The following is a 23382-nucleotide window of genomic DNA, read 5'->3' as shown; positions in this document are numbered from 1 at the left end:
ACACATTCGCATAAGGCCCCTCCGACCTGCCCGGACTTTAACCGTGATCATGCACAAGTTCGTGAACTATATGGTTGACCAGCGAAGACCCTCTCCGTGATCATGCGCGGGTTCGGGTGGGGGGCCGGCGAGCTGGGGAATCACGGTTCGTGATCATGCAATGTCGGACTCGGCCCGCTGTACATCTGGGACGGCATTGTTCGCACATCCGCGACTTTGCATGATCACGGATGACGTCGGCGCAGTTCAGGGACCGTTCCTTCGAATGTGCGCATGATCACGAACGGAGTTTGCGCTGGTCGTGCCCGCAGCTCACGAATCCGTGCATGATCACGGCGGGAGTCTTTGCTGCTCGGGCGGGCAATCCACGAACCTGTGCATGATCACACCTGGGCGAGGAATGTTCGGATCAGGTCGGTGACCTCGTCCAGTGCGCTCTCGAGGAGGAAGTGACCACCCTCGAGGAGGCGGATCCGGGCGTCGGGCAGGTCGTCGGCGAAGGCCAGAGCGCCCGGAGGGCCGAAGATCTCATCGCCCTGTCCCCAGACGGCGAGCAGAGGCGTCTGCCGTGAGCGGAGGTATTCCTGCAGGCGCGGGTAGAGCGGGGGATTGGTCGCGTAATCCAGGAACAGGGCCAGTTGGACGCGGTCGTTGCCCGGGCGTGAGACCAGGTCGAAGTCGTGATGCCACGTGTCCGGGCTGACGACGGTCTCGTCCGGCACCCCGGTGACGTACTGCCACTTGATCGCATCGAGGGTGAGGGCCTGCCGGATGGCCGTCTCGGTCTCCGGGGTCTGCTCGCGCTGGTAGGCCCAGACGGTCTCCCAGAAGCTCTCGACGAATCCGGCCTCGTAGGCGTTGCCGCTCTGGGTGATGATCGCCGTGATCGCGTCAGGCCGGTTCAGGGCGAGCCGCCACCCGATCGGGGCGCCGTAGTCCTGGACATAGATGGCGTAGCGGGAGACCCCCAACTGGCTCAGCAGACCCTCGGTCAGTTCGGTGAGCGCGTCGAAGGTGTAGTCGAACTCGTCGACGGACGGCGCGTCGGACAGCCCGAAGCCCAGGTGGTCGGGGGCGATGACGTGGTAACGGTCCGCCAGGGCCGGAATGAGGTCGCGGAACATGAACGAACTGGTCGGAAAGCCGTGCAGCAACACGAGCACCGGCGCGTCGGCCGGTCCGGCCTCCCGGTAGAAGAGCCGCCGGCCCTGCACGGTCGCGTAACGGTGGTGGACGTTCACCATGACTAACCCCCATGAGTTGTTTGGATGGTTAGAAGCAAATCAGGGCAAGGTGTAACCTGTCAAATAAAGAAGAGAGGTTAGAGATGTACGTTCCCACGACGCGGGCGGATGAAGACGCACTCTTGGACCTGCTCAACAGCACGCCGCTCGTCGACGGCGTACTTCAGGACCATTTGAGCGACGCCGCCGAGGCCCGCGTCTGGCTACGGGAACGAGGAGGATCCGGGTCGCACGACGATTGGGAGGCGGCGCGGCAGGCGCGGGACGCGCTGCAGTCGGTCGTACGCGGTGAGCGGCCGCCGACCGTCCTGGCGCCGTTCCTCGAAGGGGTCGTCTACCGTCCTGCCGTGTCGGAGCACGGGGTGGAATGGTCTCTCGACGCACCGGCGGAGCGCGCGTCGGCGGTCAGAGCCGTCCTGTCCTGGAGCGCCCTGGAAAGCGCGAAGCCGGGGCGGCTCAGGCCGTGCGCCAACGGCGAGTGTCACCTCTTCCTGCTCGACCGCAGCAAGACCAATCAGGCCCGTTGGTGCTCGATGGCCGCCTGCGGGAACAGGATGAAGGCCCGGCGGCACTACCAGAGGGCGCGTCAGGCGCCGGTCGACTGATCCGGAACGGCCAGGCCGCCGCCGTCTGCCGCGGTCCGCACTTCGGGACCGGCCGTGGGAATCCCGCGCCGCTGGAGATCGGCGACGAACCGCCGGGCCAGCTTGTCGGTGGGAGCCGCCATGATCGCGACCACGTCACGATGGACGGGCGGGCTCAGTGGGCGTACCACGCCGGACGGGCGGCTCATGAGGGCGGAGGCGGGCACGATGGTCACGCCCATCCCGGCCCCCGCGAGCTGCGCCGCGGTCCGCGGACTCCGCGTCCGCAACACCGGTGTGAGCGCGACCTGATGCCCGGCGGCGAACTGGTCCACCCACACCGCCAGCCCGTTCTCCGGGTCGTAGTGCACGAACGGCTCGGCGGAGAGCCGCGCGGGGGCGATCGAGGTTTCGGCTGCGAAACCGTGGCCGTCAGGCGCCACGACGACCATCTCCTCCTGGCCGAGCACCTCGACGTGCGCGGAGGTTCCGGTCGGCCGCGGGCCGATCACCAGGTCGGCGCCGCCCGCCTCGAGCCGCTCGACCATGCGATCCGTGCTGGTGAACTCCATCAGGTCCAGGTGAACATCGGGACGGCGGGCGCGCCACCGGCGTAACACCGGCACCAGGAGCCAGGCGGTCATCGTCTCGGCGCAGGCGATCCGGAGCCGGCCGGTGCGTCCCGCGCCGACCTCGCGACCCAGATGGACGGCCTGAGCCGCGGCCTGGAGCGCGACGCGGGCCTCGCCTGCGGCGGCGCGTCCCGCGGCCGTGACCCGGACGCCGCGCGACAGGCGCTCCACGACGGGCGTGCCCAGTTCCCGCTCCAGGGCGGCGATCTGATGTGAGAGCGCGGGCTGGGACATGTGCAGCTCCGCTGCGGCCTTGGTCACCGATCCGGTGTCGACCAAGGCCACGAGGCACTCGAGTGCTCGAAGAGTGGCCATTCGCAAAAGCTAACCCCGTCCGTCGGAAGTTTCATCCTCCGACGGGCAGGAGGCGCCCGACCGGTGGTTAAAGTCGGTCTGAGGGGGCCCTGACCAGCGGTGACGCAGGGAACAAGGGGAGACCACGATGGCGAGACTCCTGTCAGTGAATGTCGGAATGCCGAAGGACGTGCCGTGGCAGGGCAGAACCGTCCGCACCAGCGTGTGGAAGCACCCGGTGACAGGTCCGCGGACGGTCCGGCGGCTCAACGTCGACGGTGACGGTCAGGGCGACCTGCAGGGGCATGGTGGGGAGCAGCGCGCCGTGCTCGTCTACCAGATCCAGTCGTATGCGCACTGGCAGGAGCATCTCGGCCGTACGGACTTCGAGTTCGGCCAGTTCGGGGAGAACTTCACGGTCGACGGCCTGCCCGACGACGAGGTGTGCATCGGCGACCGGTATCGCATCGGCGGAGCCGAGTTCGAGGTGACGCAGCCGCGGGTCACCTGCTACCGAGTGGGTCTGCGTCTCGGCGAGCCGGAACTGCCCGCCCTTCTCGTCTCCCACCGCCGTCCCGGCTTCTACCTCCGTGTCATCACCGAAGGCGAGGTGCGGGCCGGCGACGACATCGTCCGGACCAGGACCGGGCCCGGAGCCCTCAGCGTCGCCGAAATCGACGCACTTCTCTATCTGCCGGGCCGCGACCCGGACACGGTGCGCAGGGCACTGGCCATTCCGGCCCTGAGCCCCGGATGGCGCCAGTCCTTCCTCGAGATGGCCGAGGACCAGGCGACCGCTTCCGCGGCCGGGGAACCGGGCTGGCCGGGCTTCAGGCCGGTGCGCGTCACCCGGATCACCGAGGAGACCCCGTCGGTCCTGTCCATCCAGCTCGAGGCGGAGGACGGCGGCCGTCTCCCCGCCGCCGAGGCCGGGCAGTATCTGACACTTCGCGTCAGCGGTGCGGGGGACCCTCCTCCCGTACGGAGTTACTCCCTCTCGTCGGCCCCCGGGTCACCCGTTTACCGCCTCAGCGTGAAACGGGACCCCCATGGCGTCGTGAGCCGGTACCTGCACGCGGGTCTCCGTACGGGTGCCGTCCTGGAGGCCGCGGCTCCCCGGGGTGACTTCGTCCTCACGCCCGGCACGGCGCCCGTGCTCCTCATATCGGGGGGCATCGGGGTGACCCCGGTCCTGTCGATGCTGCACCGGCTCGCCGCCGAACGGACCCGGCGGCCGGTCTGGTGGATCCACACCACACGGAGCAGAAGTCAGCACGCCTTCGCCGACGAGGCGCACACGCTGCTGGTCTCACTGCACGAAGCGCACGAACACACCTTCTACACCTCGCCGGAGGAGAAGCCCGACCCTGGGGCGGGTGTCACCTGCGGCCGGCCCACCGCGGACAGCCTGAGAGACCTCGGCGTCCCGGCGGAGGCGACGGCCTACCTCTGCGGGCCGGAAGGCTTCATGAGCGCCCTCCACGACGCACTGCTGGACATCGGCCTGGCGGCGGATCACATCCACAGCGAACTCTTCGGTGCGCGCGGCGCCGTCAATCCCGGAATCGCCGATCGGCCCCGCACACCGCCCCATCAGCCGCCCGGGCAGCCGGGCACGGGCGCGCTGGTCACCTTCGCCCGCAGCGGCCTGTCGGTCCGCTGGTCACCTCGGTTCCGCTCCCTGCTGGATCTCGCCGACGCCTGCGACGTGCCCACGCGATGGTCATGCCGTACGGGTGTCTGCCACACCTGCACGACGCCGATCGTCAGCGGGAACGTGGACTACTCACCGGCTCCGCTCGAACCTCCCGCCAACGGCGAGGTCCTCGTCTGCTGTTCCCGGCCGGCGACCGATCTCGTCCTCGATCTGTGAACCGTGGAGGAGAACCGTGATGCGTGCCATCGTCATCGAGAGATTCGGCGGGCCGGACTGTCTCGTCTACACGGAACTGCCCGAGCCTGAGCCCATGTCCGGCCAGGTCGTCATCGAGGTCAAGGCGTTCGGTCTCAACCACGCGGAAATGCACATGCGCAGAGGGGAGTGGGCCGAGGCCGCGAAGGTGAGCGGCATCGAGTGCGTCGGGCTGGTGAAGGCCTGCCCCGGAGAGGAGTTCCCCGTCGGGGCCAAGGTGGCGGCGCTGATGGGCGGCCTCGGGCGCACCATCGACGGCAGCTACGCGGAATACACCCGAGCGCCGGCGTCGAACGTGGCGCTCATCGAATCCGATCTGCCCTGGGCCGAGCTCGCCGCGATCCCGGAAACCTACGCGACCGCCTGGACCTGCCTGTTCCGTAACCTGGAGGTGGCTCAAGGGCAGACGCTGGTCATCCGGGGTGCGACCTCCGCCTTCGGCCAGGCCGCGGTCAACCTCGCGGTGAACGCCGGAGCGCGGGTCATCGCCACGACACGGGATCGAGGGCGGTTCGCCCTGCTGGAGGATCTCGGCGCCGACCGCGGCGAGCTCGAAGGGCCGGAACTCTCCCAGCGGATCGCGGAGGCCAAGCGGATCGACGCTGTGCTCGACCTCGTGGGCAACAGCACGATCCTCGATTCCCTGGCGATGTTGCGCAGGGGCGGCCGCGCCTGCCTGGCAGGCTGGCTGGGCGGTCTCGACCCGATCGCCGACTTCAACCCGCTGCTGCAGATGGCGAGCGGCGTCTACCTGACCTTCTTCGCCAGCTTCGTGTTCGGGACGCCGGGCTTCCCGCTGTCCGACGTGCCGCTCCAGGCGATCGCCGAACAGGTGGCGGCGGGCCGGCTGAAGGCGAAGCCGTCACGCGTGTTCGGCTTCGAGGAGATACGCGAGGCGCATCGGGTGATGGAGGCCGGCGAGGCCGTCGGCAAGATGGTCGTCGTCCGCGCCTGAACAACCGCGCTCAGACCAGGGGTTCGCCGCCGTCGACCGGCAACGTCACGCCGGTCATGAAGGTGTTGGTCATCGCGAACACCACCGCGTCCGCGACGTCCTCGGCCGTTCCGATGCGGCGCGCGGGGTTGTGCGCGGCGCGCTCTTCGAACAGTTCCGCCTTCTTGTCCGCCCCGAGTCCGTCCCAGGCGCCGGTGTCGACGGTCCCGGGAGAGATGGCGTTGACCCGGATGGGGGCGAGTTCCACGGACAAGGCCCTGGTCACGACGTCCACCGCGCCGTTGGTGGCGGCGACGCCCAGGACTCCGACGGTCGGCTTGCGAGCCGCGGCCCCGGAGAAGACGACGAAGGATCCTCCCGCACGCATCCGTGGTGAGAAGTGCTTGGCCAGCATGATCGGCCCGATCACCTTGGTGCTGAAGGAGACCAGCAGCGCGTCCGGATCGAGGTCGGCGACGCGGCCGCGCGCGCGTGCGGAGGCGGTCGACACCACGTGGTCGACGTCGCCGACCCGTTCGGCCAGCGCCGCGATCGACTTCTCGTCGGTGAGATCCACTTCCTCGGCGGTGATGCCGTCGTCGTCGTAGGCCCGTGCAAGGGCCGCCCGGTCCCGTCCCGCCACCACGACCCGCGCGCCGGCCGCCCGCGCCGCGAGGGTGACCGCACGGGCGATGCCGCTTCCGCGGCCGACGACGAGCACGGTCTTGTTCTGCAGATTCGCTGACATCACGCTTCCCCTTCCGTAAGTCAGAGGCTCCATCGGCCGGAAGCTCTGTCCCTCGGAAAGCGAGGCTAGGTCGCCGCGCCCACCTCCCGGCATGTTCCGGCCATGAGACTTTTCGCTGCCGGGAGAAGGTTCCGCGAATGCTTCGGGAGAAGGCGCCATGTCGGACGGCCGCGTTTCGCCGGCCGGGGCGTATCGTCCGGATGGGTGTCGGGCGTACTCGCGGTCCCGGTCCCGTACGCGGTGGGCGCCGTCGGCTCGCCGCGCAATCGTCGACGCCGGCTGAGGGGAGCCAGGCTTGAACAGCTTCGGCGACGCCCTGATCGGTGACTGGCACCGTGCCGTCTACGCCGCCGTCAAGGCGGTGGCGTTGTTCCTCACCGCCGCGGTGGCGTTCCGGCTCACCGAGCGCAGGACCATGGCGGAGTTCGCCCCGTTCGACTGGGTCGCCGCGGTCGCGGTCGGCGCCCTCGTGGGGCGCACCGCCACCGCGACCGACGCCTCGTGGCTCACCGGCGCCGCGGCGCTGGTGGCCCTGCTCGCCGTCCACACGGCCATCACCAGGCTGCGGTTCGTGCCGCTCGTCGGCCGCCTGGTCGATCCGCCGCTGCGAATCCTGATCAGGGACGGCCGGGTCGACCGGCGCAACCTGCGCCGGTGCGGGCTCACCGAGGCCGACCTCGAGGCTGTGCTGCGCCAGCACGGGCACCTCGGCCCGGACGGCATCCATCTCGCGATCTTCGAGGCCAAGGGGGCGGTCTCCGTCCTGCCGCATCCGGCCGCGTCGGCCCCACCGGGCGTCCATCCCTCGCACCGATAACCCGTATGTCCGTAATTCGATACATATCGTCTTGATATGTGGGCTATATGGGATCATGGGGTGCATAAGCGGACATGGAAGGCGACGATCGAGATGACCTCTCCCACCAACGACACGCGTGCGTACGCCCGGCGGCTGGCCGCGCAGTACGTGGAGCGAGGCGACCCCACCGGCTGGTTCGAACCGTTGTACGCCGCGGCCGACCGGGGTGAGACCGTGGTGCCCTGGGCGGACCGCGAGCCCAACCCCCACCTCGTGACCTGGGCCGAGTCCCGCGCCCTCTCCGGTGCCGGCCGTACGGCCCTGGTCGTCGGATGCGGCCTCGGCGACGACGCCGAGTACCTCGCCGGGATGGGCTTCGAGGTGACCGCCTTCGACGTCGCGCCGAGCGCGATCGAGGGTGCGCGCGGCCGCTTCCCCGGCTCGCCGGTCCACTACGTCGCGGCCGACCTGCTGGCGACGCCGGACGAGTGGCGGGCCGGGTTCGACCTCGTCGTCGAGATCTACACCCTGCAGGTGCTGACGGGAGAAGCCCGCGAGCGCGCCATCGCGCGGGTCTCCTCGCTCGTGGCGCCGGGCGGCACACTCCTGGTGATCGCCAGGGCCAGGCTCGACGGCGAGCCCACCGGGGCGATGCCGTGGCCGCTCACCCGGGACGAGATCGAGTCCTTCGCGGGCCACGGGCTCGACCCGGCCGGGATCGCCGACTTCTACGACGACGAGGACCCCCCGACGCGACGCTGGCGGGCCGAGTTCCACGCCGCCGGCTAGGGCATCGTCCAGCGTCGGCGGTACGGACGCGACGGTCGCGGGGGATCGCCGTCGTGACCGTCCGGACAGGGCAGGCCGAGGCGGCCGCGTAGGCTCGCGGCGGCGTACCTGTGACGGAAGACGCCCCTGGCGCGCAGTTCGGGGACGAGGCCCCGCGTGATCGCGGACAGGTCGTGGGGGAGCACGCCGGGGCGCAGGCGAAAGCCGTCCAGGCCCGCCGAGCGCCAGTCCAGGATCAGGCCGACGAGGCCCGTGGGAGTGCCGGTGTACACGAGGGCTTCCGAGGTGAACTCCGCGCCGTCGAGGTCGTCCAGTCGCGCCTTCCTGCCCGCGGCGACGCCGGGATGGCGGTCGAGGAAGACCACGAGGTCGGCGAAGACCTTCAACCGGGGTCCCGTACGGCCGGCGGCCTTCTCCGCGGCCCGCACCTGGTCCACGATCACGGTGGTGTCCAGCCAGTCCCGCGGGGTCACGTAGACGACGTCGCAGGCACGCGCGGCGAACTCGTACGGTTCGACGTCGTAGGCCGGCGCGGTCACCGGCGGATGCCCGTTCGGGGGCCCGTCCCACAGCCGGCGCACGTGGTCCACGACGGCGGCCGCCTCGCCGGGCAGCAGGGAAACCTTGGGGTGCCATCCCGCACGCCCGCGGCTGATGCGGTCCAGCGTGGCGATCTCGAGGGCGACGTGCTCGGCGGAGATCGCATCGGTGACGGGGATCAGTCCGATCCTCGAGGTCAGCGGTGCGACCCGGGCCGCGATGAGCGAGGCGTCCAGCCGGCCGTGCACCCGGCCGGGCCCGTCTGACCGGCCGGGCCCTCCCGGCTCGAGTCCGCCCTCGAAGGTGACGAAGTCGAGCAGACCCTGCTCGGCCTCCTTCACCAGGCCGGCCCAGTATCCGGCGGTGAGCGGCAGATCGGGGCGGGCGCCCTGGGCGCGCCACGCGGCCGGGTGCCCGCCGGCGCCGTCCAAGGCCGCGGCGAGATGCAGGTTCATGCCCTCTCCTGGGGACGGATGGCGTGGCCGAGGTGATCGCGGTGGATCCGCCTGCGGGTAACGAGAACGCCGACCGTCGGCAGGAGGCTTGCTGCGAATGTCTACTTTTATAGCAGGAAATACAGCCTTTATGTCGATCGAGTGGTCGTCAGGCCGCCCTCTCCATGGCCAGCAGCCTGAGCTTGGCGTCGGGGCCGCCGGCGTAGCCTCCGGCGCTGCCGTCGGAGCGCACCACCCGGTGGCAGGGCACGACGAGGGGAAGCGGGTTGGTGGCACAGGCGGTGCCCACCGCGCGGACCGCCCGGGGGCTGCCCGCGGCGGCGGCGACCTCGGCGTAGCTCTCGGTATGGCCGTAGCCGATCTCGCGGAGGTGCGTCAGCACCTCGCGCCGGAATCCCTTCGACAGCCGCCAGTCCAGCGGAAGGTCGAACCGGGTCCGCCGCCCGGCGAAGTACTCCTCCAACTGCCGGCTCGCCTCGTCCAGACGGGCCGGGGCCTCCAGGATGCGGGGGCTGACGTCGTCGGCGAGGCGCCGCAGCACGGCGTCGTGGTCCTGGACGGCGAAGGCGACCTTCACCAGGCCCTGGACGGTCGAGGCCAGCAGGAGCCTTCCGACGGGCGTGTCCAGCGTGCGGTAGGCGACGTCGAGCACGCCCTCGCGCTGTGCCTGATCCACGAGGCGTTCGTGCAGCCGGGCCATCGCGGGTGGGTCCTGGGTGGGGAGCGCCGCGAACAGGCGCCCGGCCTGCGGGTCGGATGCGGTCGTCATCGAGTCACTCCGCTCTGGTCGGTGAGTCTGGGATAGGTGCCGCGCAGGGTCTTGATTCCGTCGGCCGCCGCCCTGCGCGCGGCATCCGTGCTCCCGCCGCACAGGGCGGCGATCTCCTTGTACGGCAGGCCGGCCAGGTAGTGGTAGGCCACCGCCTGGCGCTGCCGCGCGGGCAGGGCCTTGAGTGCCCGCCACAGGTCGCCGTCCCAGTCCTCCGGCCGGCCGGTGACGCCGGGACGCTCCGGCAGCGTCTCCACCGGAGTGGGCCTGCGGGCGGCGGCGCGGGTGACGTCGACGGATTTCCGATGGGCGATCGTCACCAGCCACGCTTCGACGTTCGCGTCAGGCGGCAGATCCGGATAGGCCTTCAGGGCCGAGACGAACGTCTCGGACCAGGCGTCCTCCGCGTCCTGAGGTCCGAGGACGGCCCGGCACACGCGCAGCACCATGGGCCCGTATTCGGCCACGATCTGCTCGAAAGGTCGTCGCATGGTCACCTCTTGTAGACGTCCGGGCCCTCCGGAACGTGAGACCGCGGCTCAGAACAGCCTCGCCGCCTTCCGCGCGGCCGGCTCCTCCAGGTCGAGCAGGAACCGCTTGCGCTCCAGCCCTCCGGCGTACCCGGTGAGGCCGCCGTCCGCGCCCACCACCCGGTGGCACGGAACGATCACGGATATGGGGTTGCGGGCGTTCGCGGAGCCGACCGCCTGTGCCAGCGACACGTCGCCCAACTGGCGCGCCAGGTCACCGTACGAGCGGGTCTCGCCGAAGGGGATCTGTGTCAGCAGGTGCCACACCCGCTGCTGGAACTCGTTCCCCCGGGGCGCCAGGGGAAGGTCGAAGCCGGTCCGCTCTCCGGCGAAGTATTCGCCCAGTTGGCGGCGGACCTCGGTGAAGTCGGCGTCGCCGCGGGTGCCCCACTCCTCCGGCTCGGGGCCGCGGAGATGCTTCTCGAAGTACAGCCCGCAGAGCACGCCGTCCTCGGCGACCGCGAGCAGGTCGCCCACGGGTGACGCGATGACGGTATGAGTCCTGGCCATGGTGCCTCGCCCTTCCTCGAGCCGGGAGCCACTCGGTCGCGGCCCTCTCACCTTGAAGACGTCCGGCGGCCGCGGAACGTGAGACCGCGGAGCGTGAGTGGCCGGACGACGCCCGCGTACCGCCGGCTGACGGCGAGAGGCGATGACGTGAGGCAATGACGTGAGGTTCGTGCGATCAGCCGCCGATCCCGGCGTCGCGGGCGCGGGCGATCGCCTCGCCTCGGTGCCGGGCACCCAGCTTGAGGAGCACGTTGGACACGTGGTTCTGCACGGTCTTGACGCTGATGCCCAGCCGCAGTGCGATCGCTTCGTTGTCGAGGCCGGTCGCCATCCGCTCGAGGATACTCAACTCCCTGTCGGTGAGCTGGGGGAACGGCCCTGGGGCCGCCGTCTCGGCGAACACGCGATCGGCGACTGAGGCGTCGAGGATCGCCTGGTCGGCGTGGACCGCCGCGAGAGCGCGCAGGATCTCCTCGGACGACGCGTCCTTGAGGACGTAGCCCCGGGCGCCGGCCCGCAACGCCTTCCTGACCAGTGTGGCGTCGGAGTGCATGGTCAGGACGAGCACGCGGACGTCCGGGGTGCGCCGCCGGATCTGCTCCGTGGCCTCCACTCCACCGCCGCCCGGCATGTGGAGGTCCATCACGACGACGTCGGGCCGGGTCTCGGCGACCGTCTCGACGGCGGACGTGGTGTCCCAGGCCTCTCCGACGACCTCCGCCTCCGGCACGCTTTCGAGCAGCCGGCACAGGCCCATGCGGAACACCGGGTGGTCGTCGGCCACCACGACCCTCATCGCGACTCCAGCGGGAAGACGGCGGTGACAGTGGTCCCCTGGTCCGTCGTGATCGCGAAACGGCCTCCGATCGAGGCCACTCGCCTGCGCATGGACGAGATCCCGACGCCTGCGATGTAGCCGGGGCCGATGCCGAGGCCGTCATCGTGCACCTCGACCGTCAGCGACCCGCCGGACTGCTCGAGCCGTACGGTGCAGGTTCGCGCGTCGGCATGGCGGAGCGTGTTGGTGACCGCCTCGAGGATGACGAGATAGGCGGCCTCGGCCACGGCGGGCGGCGGGTCGACGATCCCCGAGACGGTCAGTGAGCAGCCGATGTCGAGCGCCGCGCAACGCTGGACGTGCTCACGCACGGCCGTCACCAGACCGAGGTCGGCGACCGGGCCGGGCCGCATGGCATCGATGATTCGGCGCACCTCGCGCGCGGCCAGCCGTACCTGGTCGCTGATGATCTGCAAGTCGCGCCCCTCCCTGCTTCCCTGCTCGAACCCCCGGCGGACCCCGTCGAGACCCAGTCCGGCCCCCGACAGCAGAGGGCCGAGCCCGTCGTGCAGGTCCTGCCGAAGCCGACGCCGCTCCTCGGCCGTCGAATGGATCGTCAGCTCCCGTGCTCGGTCGAGCTCGGCGGACAGGCGCGCGGCCGCGAGGGCGGCCGCGATGTGGTGGCCGAGCTCGGCGATGAGCCGCCGGTCCCTCTCGTCGTACGGCTCCCGCCTGGCCCGGGGACCGATCATCAGGGCGCCGAGGCGCTCGTCCTGTGCGACCAGCGGCATGCTGATCGGGTCGGGTCCCGGCTCGCCGGCTCGGGCGATCTCCTCCGGCAGGCCGTCGGTGAGCAGTGTGATCGTGACGCCGGGGCTGCGCAGAGCGGCTGCCACCAAAGACGCGGACCGTCCCGCGATCTCGCCCACCGTCGCCGCCCCGGCCAACTCCCTCCGCAGCTCCGCCAACGCGTCGAGTGGGCGATCGCGGTAGCCGTACAGCAGGGCGCTCATCCTGCGCTGGAACAGGCGGCGCCCCGACTCGATCACGGCCGCGACGACTGCAGCGGCGAGCAGCGCCACCTGTGGAGGGACGACCTGGCTAAGAGCCGTTCCGAGCACCGCCACCGCGACGAGGTAGCCGGAGAAGGCCAGGCCGGTGACGGCCAGGTAGACGAACGTGCGCCGGATGACGAGGTCGATGCCGTAGAGCCGGTATCTGAGGATCGCGATCGCGATCGCGACCGTCGGCGCGATCGGGATGAGCAGGAACGCCGTCTGGAGGACATGGTGGGGCAGCAGATCGACGGTGGCCTCGACAAGGACCGCGTAGCCGGCGGCGTACAGCAGGAACATGATCTGCCGCCGGGGTGCCGGGCCCGATCTGACCCACCGGACGACCAGGGACGCGACGCTGAGCAGCGCGACGACGACGACCACCAGGCTGACGAGGTCTGTCGTGTCGAAGACGGCGACCAGCACCGTGGCCGCCACGGCCGCCCAGACCACCGGCCACCACCGGGGGGTGACCGGACGGCCGTCGGGGAACAGCGCGGGCAGCACGGTGAACAGCGGCACCACGGAGAACGCCCAGATCCATCCGGTCACCCACTCAGCGGCCTCCCACCCGGGCCAGTGGCCGGCGGCGTATCCCCACAGAAGCACCTGCAGGCCCACGGCCGTGCCCATGGACAGCAGGACCAGGCCGATCCGGTCGCCCCCCCGGGATCGGATCAGCGCGACTCCCGCCACCGTGTGCACGACGGCCTGCGAGGTGTTCTGGGCGATCGCCCAGCCCGTCCCGGTCGCCCGGAGCACGAGAACGGTGCCGACGGCGGTGAGCACGAGGACCACCGCCGCCACGACCTGGGCCGCCCTTTTCACGGGATCAGCGGGCGCCGCTGGTCTCGGGCACGTCCAGCGGGGCCGTACGCCGCAGGCCCTGCACGATCAGGGCGACGCCGAACACGCCCAGGATCACGGCGTCGGTGTACTGCACGACGAAGCCCAGCACGAGCCCTCCGATCACGGCGGCACCCCACCAGCGTGCGCCCTTGTCGAGCAGGAAGGCCACGCCGCTGACCAATACGCCCAGATAGAAGACGTACGTTAGCATTTCGATCATCATGAAGGCGTCCGGCAGGTCGCCCTTGCCCAGCACGCCGCCCCAGACGATCGCGGCCACGGTCACCACGATGTGCGCGAGCGGCGCGGACGTCTGCATCACCGCTCCGACGCGGCCGAGACGGCGCTCGCGGTCCCTCCTGCGCGCCCACAACGCGATGAAGGCGAAGGGGAAGAGCACCCAGTACCACTGGACGGTGACCCGGCCTATCCACTGCTCCGGCTCCGGCAGGCCGGCCGAGTGGACGTGGTCGACGATCGCGTACTGCGCCGCCATCAGTGCGGCACCCAGCAGGAGCGCCGCACCGACGGCCTGCAGAGGGACGCCGGCCAGCCGGTTGGTGAGATTTCGCATCGTTCGCCTTCCTGGTTCGGTTGGCTCCGATGTTGCGCGCGGCCCTTCCCGGGAGGCATCGGGCGGAATTCCCTGATGACCCGGGAGCTTCCCTCGGCCCGCGACGAGCGGCATTCGGCGGACAGTCCCTAGGCGATGCGGCTGCGGATCTGCCGGACCGCCAGGAAGAGCAGGACCGCGGCCACGGCGGTGAACAGGCCGGCCTCGATGAACTGCAGTGGCCAGTAGTTGCCGGCCGGCTGATAGAGCTCGAAGTTGTAGGCGCCGGGGCCGTACGGCGCGCAGATCGTGTCCGGGCGGCCGGCCACGGCGGGTCCGCACTGGATCTGCTCGCCGGTCGACATCACCTCGCCGGCGGCGTTCTTGATCCCGGTGGAGAAGGTCCAGTCGCCGAGCGTGGGATTGGGCCGTTCCTGGCCGATCACCGGGAAGGTGCGCTCGTGAGCGGGCAGGAAGTTCCCCCGCAGTTGCACGAGCACGACCAGTCGGAGAGCCAGGAAACCGACGAGCGCCGCGGCCATGGCCGGCATTACCCGCCGCCAGACAGTCCCGGCGAAGACGCCGAGCGCCACCGCGAACAGCGTGTACGCCACAGGCGCGATGCCCTGGACGTCGAAGCTGAGCTCGGCCATCCGGCTCTGCCCCGCCTGGTTCAGCGGCCCGAGCCACCACGACACCATCAGCGCGTAGCCGGCGGCGGCGACCACCGTCACGGCGAGGACGAGACCGAGTTTGACCCCCGCCCAGTGCATCCGGCTCACGCCCTGGGTCCAGACCAGCCGGTGGGTGCCGTGCTCCAGTTCCCGGGCGACCAGTGGGGCGCCCCAGAACAGCCCCACGAGCAGCGGAAGGAAGACGAACAGCATGCTGAGCGTGGCCAGAGTCTCGTACCGGCCGCTGAACATGTCGGACAGCGAGTCACAGCCGTCGCCGCGGAGGAACTCCGTCGTGCCCAGGCCGCGCAGGCAGGCGGCGAGCCCGCTGTCGGTGAACGCGTTGCGCATGGAGATCCCGGTCGGGATCACCAGGGCCGCGAGCACCGCGAGCCCCACTGCGGCGAACAGCGCCTGCTTGCGGTGCTGCCGCCAGGCCAGCCACATCATTTCGCGACTCCTAACACGGCCCGGCCGGGAGCCGGGTAGGCGAGATAGGCCAGGACGAGGTCTTCCAGGGTGACGTCGTGCACGGTCCAGGCGGGGTCGAGGATCGGCCCGTTCGTCCGGACCAGCAGGGTGGTCTGCTTGTCGGTGTGGCTCTCCCGGATCACGGCCGCCACACCGGCGACGTCCGCCCGCTGCCGGCGGGGACCGGTCAGCGCCTTGTGCTCGTTCACGAGTTCGTCCACGCCGCCGAGCAACTGCACGTGGGCGGTCTGGAGCACGATCAGGTAGTCGCAGACCCGCTCCAGGTCGCCGAGCAGGTGGGAGGACAGCAGCACGGTGGTGTCGCCGTCGGCGACGCTGCCCATCAGCACCTGCATGAACTCGCGGCGGGCCAGCGGATCCAGGCTGGCGACCGGCTCGTCGAGCAGGAGCAGTTCGGGTCGTTTGGCCAGTGCCAGGGTCAGCGCGACCTGGGCGCGCTGACCCCCGGACAGCCCCTCGACCCGGCGGTCCAGGGGGATGCCGATCTGCTCCATCCGGTCCCGGGCCAGCGGGGTGTCCCAGCGCCGGTTGAGCCGCGCGCCCATGGTGATCAGCTCGCTCACGGTGAAGTCCGGGTAGAGCGGGGTGTCCTGGGCCACGAAGCCGACGCGGTCCAGCAGGTCGCGGTCGCCGTCCGGGCGCCGCCCCAGCACGTGCAGCGTGCCCTCGGTCGGGCGCAGCAGGCCGACGGCGAGGTTCAGCAGGGTGGACTTGCCCGCGCCGTTCGGGCCGACGAGCGCGGCGACCCGTCCGGCGGGCACCTGCAACGAGCAGTCCCGCAGCGCCCAGTTGCGCTTGTACCGCTTGCCGAGGCTGTGTGCCTCCAGGGCCAGGTTCACGCTATTTCCTCCCTTTTCTCGTCGTCCTGAAAGGTGGCGCGCATCGTGGTCTGGATCAGTGCGACCACGTCCTCCTGTTCCAGCCCCGCCGTACGGGCCCTGCGCAGCCAGCCGACCAGTTCGCGGCGCAACTCGGCCTGACCGGCGAGTGAGGGGCCCGCCAGGGTGCGCCGGACGAACGTGCCGACCCCCGGCCGCCCCTCCACCAGACCCTCCGCCTCCAGATGGCGGTAGGCCTTCAGCACGGTGTTGGGGTTGATCGCCAGCGACTCGGCCACGCTGCGCACTTTGGGCAGTTGGTCGCCCGGCTCGATCAGCCCGGTCCGCAAGCCCTGTTTGACCTGCTGGACGAGCTGCATGTACGGCGCCACCTGAGAGTGGCCGTCAAGCAGAAACTCGATCACACCGGAGCCTTCCTCTCTATTGTCTTATGACAATAGGACAATAGGGCAACCATGCGGCCGGGAACGCCTGCTGTCAAGGGGGTGGCGACCCGCGGGCCCCGGCTTCACCAGGGCAGGCTGCCCGCGCGATCGAAGAAGGTGCCGGTGGGCCCGTCCGGGCCGATGGTCGCGGCCTGGACGATCGCCTCGGCGCCCTGCTCGACCGTCTGGATCCCGTGCCCGCTCAGGCCGTGGAGGTCGGTCGCGGTGAGGCCGGGCTCGACGGAGTTGACACGCAGATCCGGCAGGCCCTTGGCGTACTGGACGGTGAGCATGTTCACCGCCGCCTTGGACGTGGCGTAGACGGGAACGGCGTACGCACTCTCCGGACGCTCGGGATCGGTGACCGCCCCGAACGAACCGAGGGTGGAACCGACGTTGACGATCACGGGCGACTCGGACGCGCGCAGCAGGGGCAGGAACGCCTGCGTCACGCGCACGACGCCGAAGACGTTCACGTCGTGGATGGAGCGCAGCGTGTCGATCGAGACGTCTTCGGGCTTCACCATGCCTTCGAAGATCCCGGCGTTGTTGACCAGGACGTCGAGCCGGCCCTCCCTGCCGGTGAGCGTCGCCGCGGCCGTGGCGACGGAGGCGTCGTCGGTGACATCGATGAGCAGGAAACGCGCACCGAGGTCGTCGGCCGCCGCCTGGCCGCGCCGCGCATCCCGGGCGCCGAGGTAGACGGTGTGGCCGAGCGCGATGAGGCGGCGGGCGGATTCACGGCCGAGGCCCTTGTTGCCGCCGGTGATGAGCGTGATGGTCATGAGGAATCTCTTCTGCTTCGATCGTGGGTTTCGATCTCGACTCTCGACCGGCGCCGGGCGGGACGGGTACGTCCCGGTCATCCTGGGAGTGACAGGGACAGTCACGCCAGGACGAAGGCGGCTAGCCTCGAGCCGTGGACACGACCAATGCCCTCGGCGCCTACCTGCGCGCACGGCGCGATCTGGTTCGCCCCGAGGATGTCGGGTTGATCGCGGGCGAGCGGAGGCGGGTGCCCGGCCTCCGCCGTGAGGAGCTGGCGATGCTGGCCGGCATCAGCTCCGACTACTACCTGCGCCTGGAGCAGGGGCGTGATCAGCATCCGTCCGCCCAGATACTCGACGCGCTGGCCAAGGCGCTGCAGCTCGACGCGCCCGCCACCGCCCACCTCCACGAGCTGGCCAGGCCCCGGGTCCGCCGCTCGCCGCGCCCGCGTGCCGAACGGGTCCCTGCCGGGATCGCGCAGCTCATCGGCCAGCTCCCGATGCCCGCCTACGTGACCGGCAGATACTTCGACGTGCTGGCGGCCAACCCGCTCGCCCGTGCGCTGTCGCCGAACTTCGCACCCGGCCGCAACCTGCTGCGGCAGGTCTTCCTGGACCCGGGTGACCGCGAACTGCACCTGGACTGGGAACGGGCGACCGCCGGCGTGGTCGGCGGTCTGCGCGCGGTGACCGGCACCGACCCCGAAGATCCACGTCTGGCGGCACTGGTCGGTGAGCTGTCGATCCGCAGCGACCGTTTCCGAACCCTGTGGGCCCGCGCCGACGTCGGCCATCGCAGGGACGGCACGAGTCACATGCTGCACCCGAAGGTCGGCGAGCTGCACCTGCGCAGAGAGAAGCTCGACGTCGCCGGAACCGACGGACAGCAGCTTGTCATCTACCATGCCGAACCCGGGACGGACTCAGCCCAGGCTCTCGCCCTGCTCGGATCCATCGTGGTCACCGACGAACGCGACGCGGCGGTCGCGGACGGTAACGGCGATCACCCGGCGACGATCAGCGGCCCCCGCGACGCCGGCCCAGGACGATCGACGCCGTGAGCACCGCGGCGATCGCGAAGCACGCGCCCCCGATCACGTCGACCGGATAGTGGAAGCCGCTGCCGACGAGCCCGATCCCCGCCATGACCGTGACGACGACGGCGACGGCGGCGGCCACGGCTCGCGCGGCCCCCGGCCTGGCCAGCACGACGAGCACGGTGAGCGTGGCGACGAGGCTGACGGTGTGGCCGCTCGGATAGGCGAGATAGTCCTTGAGCGGACGGTCGAACAGCGGCTTGAGCACCCAGGTGTTGAGCGCCACCGGGAGCGCGGTTCCGGCCAGGCAGAGGATCACGCCCTCCCACCGCCGCTGCGCCGCGCAGACGAGCGTCATCAGCGCGATCAGGGTGAGCAGGATGTAGGGCTCCGTCGGCAGGACGAACAGGCGCAGCAGCGCTCCCTCGTGGGCGAACACCCCGTCGATCCATCGCTGGAGTCCTCCGTCGAGGGCGTTGGGCTGCCGATCGCCCGCGACCCACGATCCCAGTCCCAGTGTGATCGCCGCCGTGACGGCCGCCCCGGCACCCTTGGCCTTTCCACTCACACGCACGGACCCTACCGGGGCGCCCCGACGGCGGAACGTGGGAGTGACGCGACCAGGTAGCAGGCCTGATTCCGGCATAGCGTGTCAGAAAGGGCGCCGCGGATGTCCGTGGTCAGTGCCGGCGGCGCGGCGGGCCCTTGCCTGCCTGACGATCTGAACGCGAGCAGGGCGGAAATATCCTTATTCGGAAGGATGGGCGATGTCGAATTACAGCATCTCCACCGCGAGTGTGAAGGACATCGAGCGCCTCGGCGAATGGGCCGACGACGAGGGATGGAACCCGGGGAGATCGGACGGGCAGACCTTCTTCTCCGCCGATCCGCGGGGCTTCTTCTTCGGGAGGCTCGACGGTGAGGCCGTGGCGTCGATCTCCGCCATCCGGTACGGAGCCGATTTCGGCTTCATCGGCTTCTACATCACCCGCCCCTGGGTCCGCGGGAAGGGTTACGGAATCCAGGTCTGGCGGGCGGGGATGGAGCATCTCGCCGGCCGCAACATCGGGCTCGACGGGGTGGTCGAGCAACAGGACAACTACCAGAAGTCAGGCTTCCGGCGTGCCTGGAACAACCTCCGCTACGAAGGCGTGCCGTCGGGCGCCGAGGCGCCAGGCGACATCAGGCTGATCGACATCCGGACGGTCCCGTTCGGCCAACTCGCCGCCTATGACCGCCGGTTCTTCCCCGCGCCCCGGGACGCGTTCCTCGCCTCGTGGGTCAACCTGCCCGACCGTACGGCTCTCGCGGCCGTACGCGACGGCCGGCTGCACGGTTTCGCCGTCATGCGGGCCGCCAGCGGCGCCTCGCGGATCGGTCCGCTCTACGCCAGTTCCCCGGACGTCGCCCTCGCGCTGATGAACGCGCTGTCGGCCACCGTGCCGGGATCGCCGGTCGCCATCGACGTCCCCGACATCAACAAGCCGTCCGTGCACTTGATGGAGGAACTCGGACTGCGGTCGGCCTTCGAAGCCGCCCGCATGTACACCGGCCGGGTGCCGGATGTGGACCTGTTCGGGATGTTCGCCGTCACCAGCATCGAACTGGGTTAGGTCGTGTCCGACACTCCCTAGCGGGCGCACCGTCTCCTCGTGCCTCTTGTCACGGCGCTGCGGACAGTGACGCGTGGAAGGCGTCCAGGGCGATCTCCAGATCCAGCGACCCGCCCGCCTCGTGCCCGTTGTACTCCCACGTCCGTATCTCCTTCCTCCCGGCGTAGGCGTGGTAGGCCGCGAAGGCGGTCGACGGCGGGCACACCTGGTCCATCAGGCCGGTGGAGAACCAGGCGGGCGCCGTGGCCCGCTGCGCGAACGCGATCCCGTCGAAGTACGCCAGGGTCTCGAAGACCTTCTCCACCAAGCCGCGGTGTGTAGCCAGATATCCCGAAATTTCGAGGTATGGGCCATCGGTGGTCGACCGGATCGCCCGCCGGATGTCGCACAGCAGCGGCGCCTGGAGATGAACCGCGCGCAGATCCGGCACCAGCCCCGCCACGGCCAGCGCGATGCCGCCGCCCTGGCTCGCGCCGACGACCCCGACCCTCGCCGGATCGACTATGTCGACGGCGCGTACGGCCTCGACCGCCCGGACGGCGTCGGTGAACACGCGCCGGTAGAAGTACGTCTCCTTGGCGGTGACGCCGCGTGTCATGAAGCCCGGGTACGACGGGCCCGCGCCGACCGGATCAGGGGTGTCCCCGCCCGCCCACGCGCCGCCCTGGCCCCGGGTGTCCATCAGCAGGTGCGCGTAGCCGGCGCTGGGCCACAGCAGGTCGTCCAGGGGGTGGCCGCGACCGCTCGCGTAGCCGTGGAACTGTACGACGGCCGGCAGCGGACCGCTGCGATGCCGGGGGACGCGCAACCATCCCCTGACCGGGTGACCGCCGAATCCGTTGAAGGTCACGTCGAACACGTCGACGGTCCGCAGTCGCGTGCCGACGGGGGTCAGCCGCAGATCGAGGGGATGGGCCGCCGCGGAGTCGAGGGTGTCGCGCCAGAACGCGTCGAAGTCCGCGGGCGTCTCGTAGGCGCTGCGGTACGCCCAGAGGCCGGCCTGGTCCGGGTCCGTGGTCATCGGCGCGGTGTCCTCTCACGAATGTCCAGCGACGTCCCGAGCCGGACCTGTTCGCCCCCGGCGAGGGTCAACTCCGCCGTCGTGCCGTCATGGCCGACGCGTGCCGTACGGGTTCCGGGGAGGGAGTTGCGAACCGTCAGCGAGGTGAGCTCGCCCCGCCGCCATTCGAGGTCGACGGTCCACCCGCCCCGGCACCGGACGCCCCACGCGGCCCCGTCCGCCCAGGCGGCCGGGACGGCGGGCAGGATCCGGATGACCCCGCCGTGGCTCTGCACCACCATCTCCAGCAGCGCCGCCGTGATCCCGTAGTTGCCGTCGATCTGGAACGGGGGATGGGTGCTGAACAGGTTGGGCAGCAGCCCGCCCCAGAGCGAGCCGTCGGCGGGGACGTTCACCGACGGGTCGTCGCTGTACGGGCGGGTCGCCTCCAGGAACAGGTCCCGTGCCGTCCGGGCGTCACCCAGCCGCGCGCGCAGCGCGATCTTCCAGGCCCAGGACCATCCCATGGCGCCGGGACCGCGGGCGTCCAGCGACCGTACGGCCGCCGCCGCGAGGTCCGGCGTCTCGACGGGGTCGATCTGGCCCAGGGGGTAGACCCCGGCGAGGAACGACAGGTGCCGGTGATGCGGGTCCTGTTCCGGAAGGTCCTCGGCCCATTCGCGCAGCCGCCCGTCGGGGGCGATCCGCGGAGGGCGCAGGCGCGGCATCGCCGTACGGATCCGGCCGGAGATCGGGTCGTCGAGGCCCAGGGCCTCGGCCGCCGCGAGGCAGTCGGAGAACAGGGCACGGATCAGCGCCATGTCCATGGCGGCGGAGTACGAGAGCGATTCCGGGGTCGACTGTCGGGAGACGAACAGGTTCTCCGGCGAGGTGGAGGGGATGGTGTCCAGCCACCCGTCCGGGCCGTCGACCAGCCAGTCCAGGCAGAACTCGGCGCAGCCGCGAAGCAGCGGCCAGCCCCGCTCGCGGAGGAACTCCAGGTCCTGGCCGAACTCGAAGTGTTCCCAGAGGTGGTGGGCCAGCCAGACGCCGCCCATCATCCAGATCGCCCACGAGGGGTTCCCGTGTCCCATGCCCACGGGCAGGGCCCAGCCCCACATGTCGGTGTTGTGATGGGCGACCCAGCCGCGCGCGCCGTACAGCTCCCCGCTGACCCGGCCTCCGGTCTGCGAGAGCCGTTCGATCAGGTCGAACAGCGGCTCGTGGCACTCGGGCAGACCCGCGCTCTCCGCCCCCCAGTAGTTCATCTGGGTGTTGATGTTGATGGTGTAGTTCGACGACCAGGCGGGACGCAGTTCGGCGTTCCACAGGCCCTGCAGGTTGGCCGGCGGCCCGGCCGCGGGGCGGGACGCCGACGCGAGCAGATATCTGCCCAGCTGGAACATCACCGTGGCGACCAGGCCCTCGTCCGTGCCGCCGAGGATCTCCTTCTCGACGTCGAACGTGCCCGTCCGCCTGGTTCCGATCGTGAGCCCGGCCGCACTCAGCAGGGCACGCAGGTCCTGCCGGTGCGCCCGCAGCAGCTCCGCGGCACCCGCCGCGACCGCGGCCTCGGCGTCGCGTACGGCACGGGCCAGATGCTCCTCCCTGGACGCCGAACGGACCACGTCCGCGCGATTCGCCCAGTAGTCGGCGGCACTGGTCGAGCTGGTCAGGACGATCAGCGCCCGCGACATGCCGCGGACCGACCAGACCCCGTCGGTGGCGGAGGCCTCGCCGTCGGTGCCGATCCGGACGGCCGCCGCGGCGAAGGGGTCGTAACCGTCGTCCGGCGCGGCCGCGTATCGGAGGGGCTCGGCGACGTCCGGCTCGTGCAGCGGTGCCCCGTCGACGGGGACCTCGACGCCGAGCGTGAGCCCTGATACGCCGGCCGCCTCGTGGACCCCACGCAGCGGGGAGGACATCTCAAGCCGCATGTCCGCGGTCCCGCCCTCGACGGTCACCTCGACGCAGACGGCCCGCGCCGGCCGGCTCGCCCAGGTCCGCCGGCGTACGGAGCGTCCACCGACCTCGAGCGTCTCGCTGACCACGCCGTCGTCGAGGTTCAGCGTGCGCCCCAGGTAGGCGGCCTCAGCGCCGGGTGAGTCGCCCGTCGAGTCGCCCGGTGAGTCACCGGCCGGGTCGCCGGTCTCCAGGGTCATCCAGAGGTCGACGAAGGGCAGGTACTCCTGGCTGTAGTCGCCCTCGAAGGACATGAGCAGCTTCTCGGCGCGCCGATGGTCCTCGTCGCGGACGGCCTGCCGTACCTCGGCGAGCCGTTCCGGGCCGGCGCCGGAGGCGAGGACCCGGGCGAGGGCGTCGGCCGGGCCCTTCGGCCGTCCCGACCAGACCGTGGAGTCGTTGATCTGGAGCCGGCTTCCGCGGACGCCGCCGAACACCATCGCGCCGAGCCGTCCATTGCCGACGGGCGCCGCCTCGAACCAGCTCGACGCCGGCCGCGGCCAGGCGAGCACGAGATCGTCGCCGGCCATCTGTTCCTTTTTCATTTGATGCCCCGTGAATCCGATGGAGTCGATGATGCGGGAGCTCGGAACGGCGG

The 23382-nt window shown here is 70.6% G+C and carries 24 protein-coding genes; 7 read left to right on the top strand and 17 right to left on the bottom strand.

What is annotated here, in order from left to right; translation table 11 throughout:
* Positions 1–383: 383 nt before the first annotated feature.
* On the bottom strand, positions 384–1244 hold the full coding sequence (locus Pmi06nite_RS18760; RefSeq protein ID WP_203954333.1) for an alpha/beta fold hydrolase: 861 nt from the start codon (positions 1242–1244) through the stop codon (positions 384–386).
* Between the two features lie 83 nt (positions 1245–1327).
* Between Pmi06nite_RS18760 and Pmi06nite_RS18755 the strand changes: the two genes are divergently transcribed.
* Positions 1328–1849 carry a CGNR zinc finger domain-containing protein gene (locus Pmi06nite_RS18755; protein ID WP_203954332.1) on the top strand — a complete coding sequence of 174 codons (522 nt, stop codon included), beginning with the start codon at positions 1328–1330 and terminating at the stop codon, positions 1847–1849.
* Here the strand turns inward: Pmi06nite_RS18755 and Pmi06nite_RS18750 are convergent.
* Positions 1831–2775: a LysR family transcriptional regulator gene (locus tag Pmi06nite_RS18750; RefSeq protein WP_203954331.1), complete on the bottom strand. Its 945-nt coding sequence runs from the start codon at positions 2773–2775 to the stop codon at positions 1831–1833. The two genes, Pmi06nite_RS18755 and Pmi06nite_RS18750, sit on opposite strands and share 19 nt — an antisense overlap.
* 145 nt (positions 2776–2920) lie before the next feature.
* Here Pmi06nite_RS18750 and Pmi06nite_RS18745 point away from each other — a divergent pair, with 145 nt between their 5' ends.
* Entirely contained in the window at positions 2921–4627 is a 1707-nt protein-coding gene (locus Pmi06nite_RS18745; protein ID WP_203954330.1) for an MOSC and FAD-binding oxidoreductase domain-containing protein, read from the top strand.
* Between the two features lie 19 nt (positions 4628–4646).
* Positions 4647–5621, top strand: coding sequence for a zinc-binding alcohol dehydrogenase family protein (locus Pmi06nite_RS18740; RefSeq protein WP_203954329.1), 975 nt, complete (start codon positions 4647–4649; stop codon positions 5619–5621).
* A gap of 10 nt (positions 5622–5631) precedes the next feature.
* Here Pmi06nite_RS18740 and Pmi06nite_RS18735 read toward each other — a convergent pair whose 3' ends face one another.
* On the bottom strand, positions 5632–6348 hold the full coding sequence (locus Pmi06nite_RS18735; RefSeq protein WP_203954328.1) for an SDR family oxidoreductase: 717 nt from the start codon (positions 6346–6348) through the stop codon (positions 5632–5634).
* 295 nt (positions 6349–6643) lie between these two features.
* Between Pmi06nite_RS18735 and Pmi06nite_RS18730 the strand changes: the two genes are divergently transcribed.
* Both Pmi06nite_RS18730 and Pmi06nite_RS18725 read left to right on the top strand, forming a co-directional pair.
* On the top strand, positions 6644–7165 hold the full coding sequence (locus Pmi06nite_RS18730) for a YetF domain-containing protein (protein WP_203954327.1): 522 nt from the start codon (positions 6644–6646) through the stop codon (positions 7163–7165).
* A gap of 60 nt (positions 7166–7225) precedes the next feature.
* Positions 7226–7936 carry a class I SAM-dependent methyltransferase gene (locus Pmi06nite_RS18725; RefSeq protein ID WP_203954326.1) on the top strand — a complete coding sequence of 237 codons (711 nt, stop codon included), beginning with the start codon at positions 7226–7228 and terminating at the stop codon, positions 7934–7936.
* Here the strand turns inward: Pmi06nite_RS18725 and Pmi06nite_RS18720 are convergent.
* The 11 genes from Pmi06nite_RS18720 to Pmi06nite_RS18670 all read right to left on the bottom strand — a co-directional run bounded on the left by Pmi06nite_RS18720 (position 7933) and on the right by Pmi06nite_RS18670 (position 17190).
* Entirely contained in the window at positions 7933–8931 is a 999-nt protein-coding gene (locus Pmi06nite_RS18720; RefSeq protein ID WP_203954325.1) for an LLM class oxidoreductase, read from the bottom strand. The two genes, Pmi06nite_RS18725 and Pmi06nite_RS18720, sit on opposite strands and share 4 nt — an antisense overlap.
* 148 nt (positions 8932–9079) lie before the next feature.
* Positions 9080–9700, bottom strand: coding sequence for a methylated-DNA--[protein]-cysteine S-methyltransferase (locus Pmi06nite_RS18715; protein ID WP_203954324.1), 621 nt, complete (start codon positions 9698–9700; stop codon positions 9080–9082).
* Positions 9697–10191: an RNA polymerase sigma factor gene (locus Pmi06nite_RS18710; protein ID WP_203954323.1), complete on the bottom strand. Its 495-nt coding sequence runs from the start codon at positions 10189–10191 to the stop codon at positions 9697–9699. The genes Pmi06nite_RS18715 and Pmi06nite_RS18710 overlap by 4 nt, the downstream gene beginning before the upstream one ends.
* Positions 10192–10239: 48 nt before the next feature.
* A complete protein-coding gene (locus Pmi06nite_RS18705) occupies positions 10240–10740 on the bottom strand; it encodes a methylated-DNA--[protein]-cysteine S-methyltransferase (RefSeq protein WP_203954322.1) in 501 nt (166 codons plus the stop codon).
* 175 nt (positions 10741–10915) lie between these two features.
* Positions 10916–11536, bottom strand: a complete 621-nt coding sequence (locus Pmi06nite_RS18700; protein ID WP_203954321.1) for a response regulator transcription factor — start codon at positions 11534–11536, stop codon at positions 10916–10918.
* A complete protein-coding gene (locus tag Pmi06nite_RS18695) occupies positions 11533–13401 on the bottom strand; it encodes a sensor histidine kinase (RefSeq protein WP_203954320.1) in 1869 nt (622 codons plus the stop codon). Before Pmi06nite_RS18695 ends, Pmi06nite_RS18700 begins: the two co-directional genes overlap by 4 nt.
* Positions 13402–13405: 4 nt before the next feature.
* Positions 13406–13996, bottom strand: coding sequence for a hypothetical protein (locus tag Pmi06nite_RS18690; protein ID WP_203954319.1), 591 nt, complete (start codon positions 13994–13996; stop codon positions 13406–13408).
* A gap of 128 nt (positions 13997–14124) precedes the next feature.
* A complete protein-coding gene (locus Pmi06nite_RS18685; protein WP_203954318.1) occupies positions 14125–15099 on the bottom strand; it encodes an ABC-2 membrane transporter-related protein in 975 nt (324 codons plus the stop codon).
* A complete protein-coding gene (locus tag Pmi06nite_RS18680) occupies positions 15096–15980 on the bottom strand; it encodes an ABC transporter ATP-binding protein (RefSeq protein WP_203954317.1) in 885 nt (294 codons plus the stop codon). The genes Pmi06nite_RS18685 and Pmi06nite_RS18680 overlap by 4 nt, the downstream gene beginning before the upstream one ends.
* Positions 15977–16384: a GntR family transcriptional regulator gene (locus tag Pmi06nite_RS18675; protein WP_203954316.1), complete on the bottom strand. Its 408-nt coding sequence runs from the start codon at positions 16382–16384 to the stop codon at positions 15977–15979. The genes Pmi06nite_RS18680 and Pmi06nite_RS18675 overlap by 4 nt, the downstream gene beginning before the upstream one ends.
* A 104-nt stretch (positions 16385–16488) precedes the next feature.
* The gene (locus Pmi06nite_RS18670; protein ID WP_203954315.1) at positions 16489–17190 is read right to left on the bottom strand and encodes an SDR family NAD(P)-dependent oxidoreductase; all 702 of its coding nucleotides are present in this window, start codon (positions 17188–17190) and stop codon (positions 16489–16491) included.
* Between the two features lie 134 nt (positions 17191–17324).
* On the opposite strand from Pmi06nite_RS18670, the gene Pmi06nite_RS18665 reads away from it, so the two are divergent.
* Complete coding sequence (locus Pmi06nite_RS18665) at positions 17325–18233, top strand: helix-turn-helix transcriptional regulator (RefSeq protein ID WP_203954314.1); 909 nt, start codon at positions 17325–17327, stop codon at positions 18231–18233.
* Here the strand turns inward: Pmi06nite_RS18665 and Pmi06nite_RS18660 are convergent.
* Complete coding sequence (locus Pmi06nite_RS18660; RefSeq protein ID WP_203954313.1) at positions 18190–18777, bottom strand: phosphatase PAP2 family protein; 588 nt, start codon at positions 18775–18777, stop codon at positions 18190–18192. The genes Pmi06nite_RS18665 and Pmi06nite_RS18660 overlap by 44 nt on opposite strands.
* Before the next feature lie 199 nt (positions 18778–18976).
* Here Pmi06nite_RS18660 and Pmi06nite_RS18655 point away from each other — a divergent pair, with 199 nt between their 5' ends.
* Positions 18977–19822 (top strand): GNAT family N-acetyltransferase, encoded by an 846-nt coding sequence (locus tag Pmi06nite_RS18655; RefSeq protein ID WP_203954312.1) that lies wholly within the window; start codon positions 18977–18979, stop codon positions 19820–19822.
* Between the two features lie 49 nt (positions 19823–19871).
* Here the strand turns inward: Pmi06nite_RS18655 and Pmi06nite_RS18650 are convergent, their stop codons facing one another.
* Together Pmi06nite_RS18650 and Pmi06nite_RS18645 are read right to left on the bottom strand one after the other, a co-directional pair.
* On the bottom strand, positions 19872–20843 hold the full coding sequence (locus Pmi06nite_RS18650) for an acetylxylan esterase (RefSeq protein ID WP_203954311.1): 972 nt from the start codon (positions 20841–20843) through the stop codon (positions 19872–19874).
* Positions 20840–23329, bottom strand: a complete 2490-nt coding sequence (locus tag Pmi06nite_RS18645; RefSeq protein ID WP_203954310.1) for a glycosyl hydrolase family 95 catalytic domain-containing protein — start codon at positions 23327–23329, stop codon at positions 20840–20842. The genes Pmi06nite_RS18650 and Pmi06nite_RS18645 overlap by 4 nt, the downstream gene beginning before the upstream one ends.
* Between the last annotated feature and the right edge of the window lie 53 nt (positions 23330–23382).

The organism is Planotetraspora mira (assembly GCF_016863275.1).
Taxonomy (GTDB): domain Bacteria; phylum Actinomycetota; class Actinomycetes; order Streptosporangiales; family Streptosporangiaceae; genus Planotetraspora; species Planotetraspora mira.
Note: the sequence above shows the minus strand (reverse complement) of the source record. Positions and strands in the feature narration are given on the sequence as shown.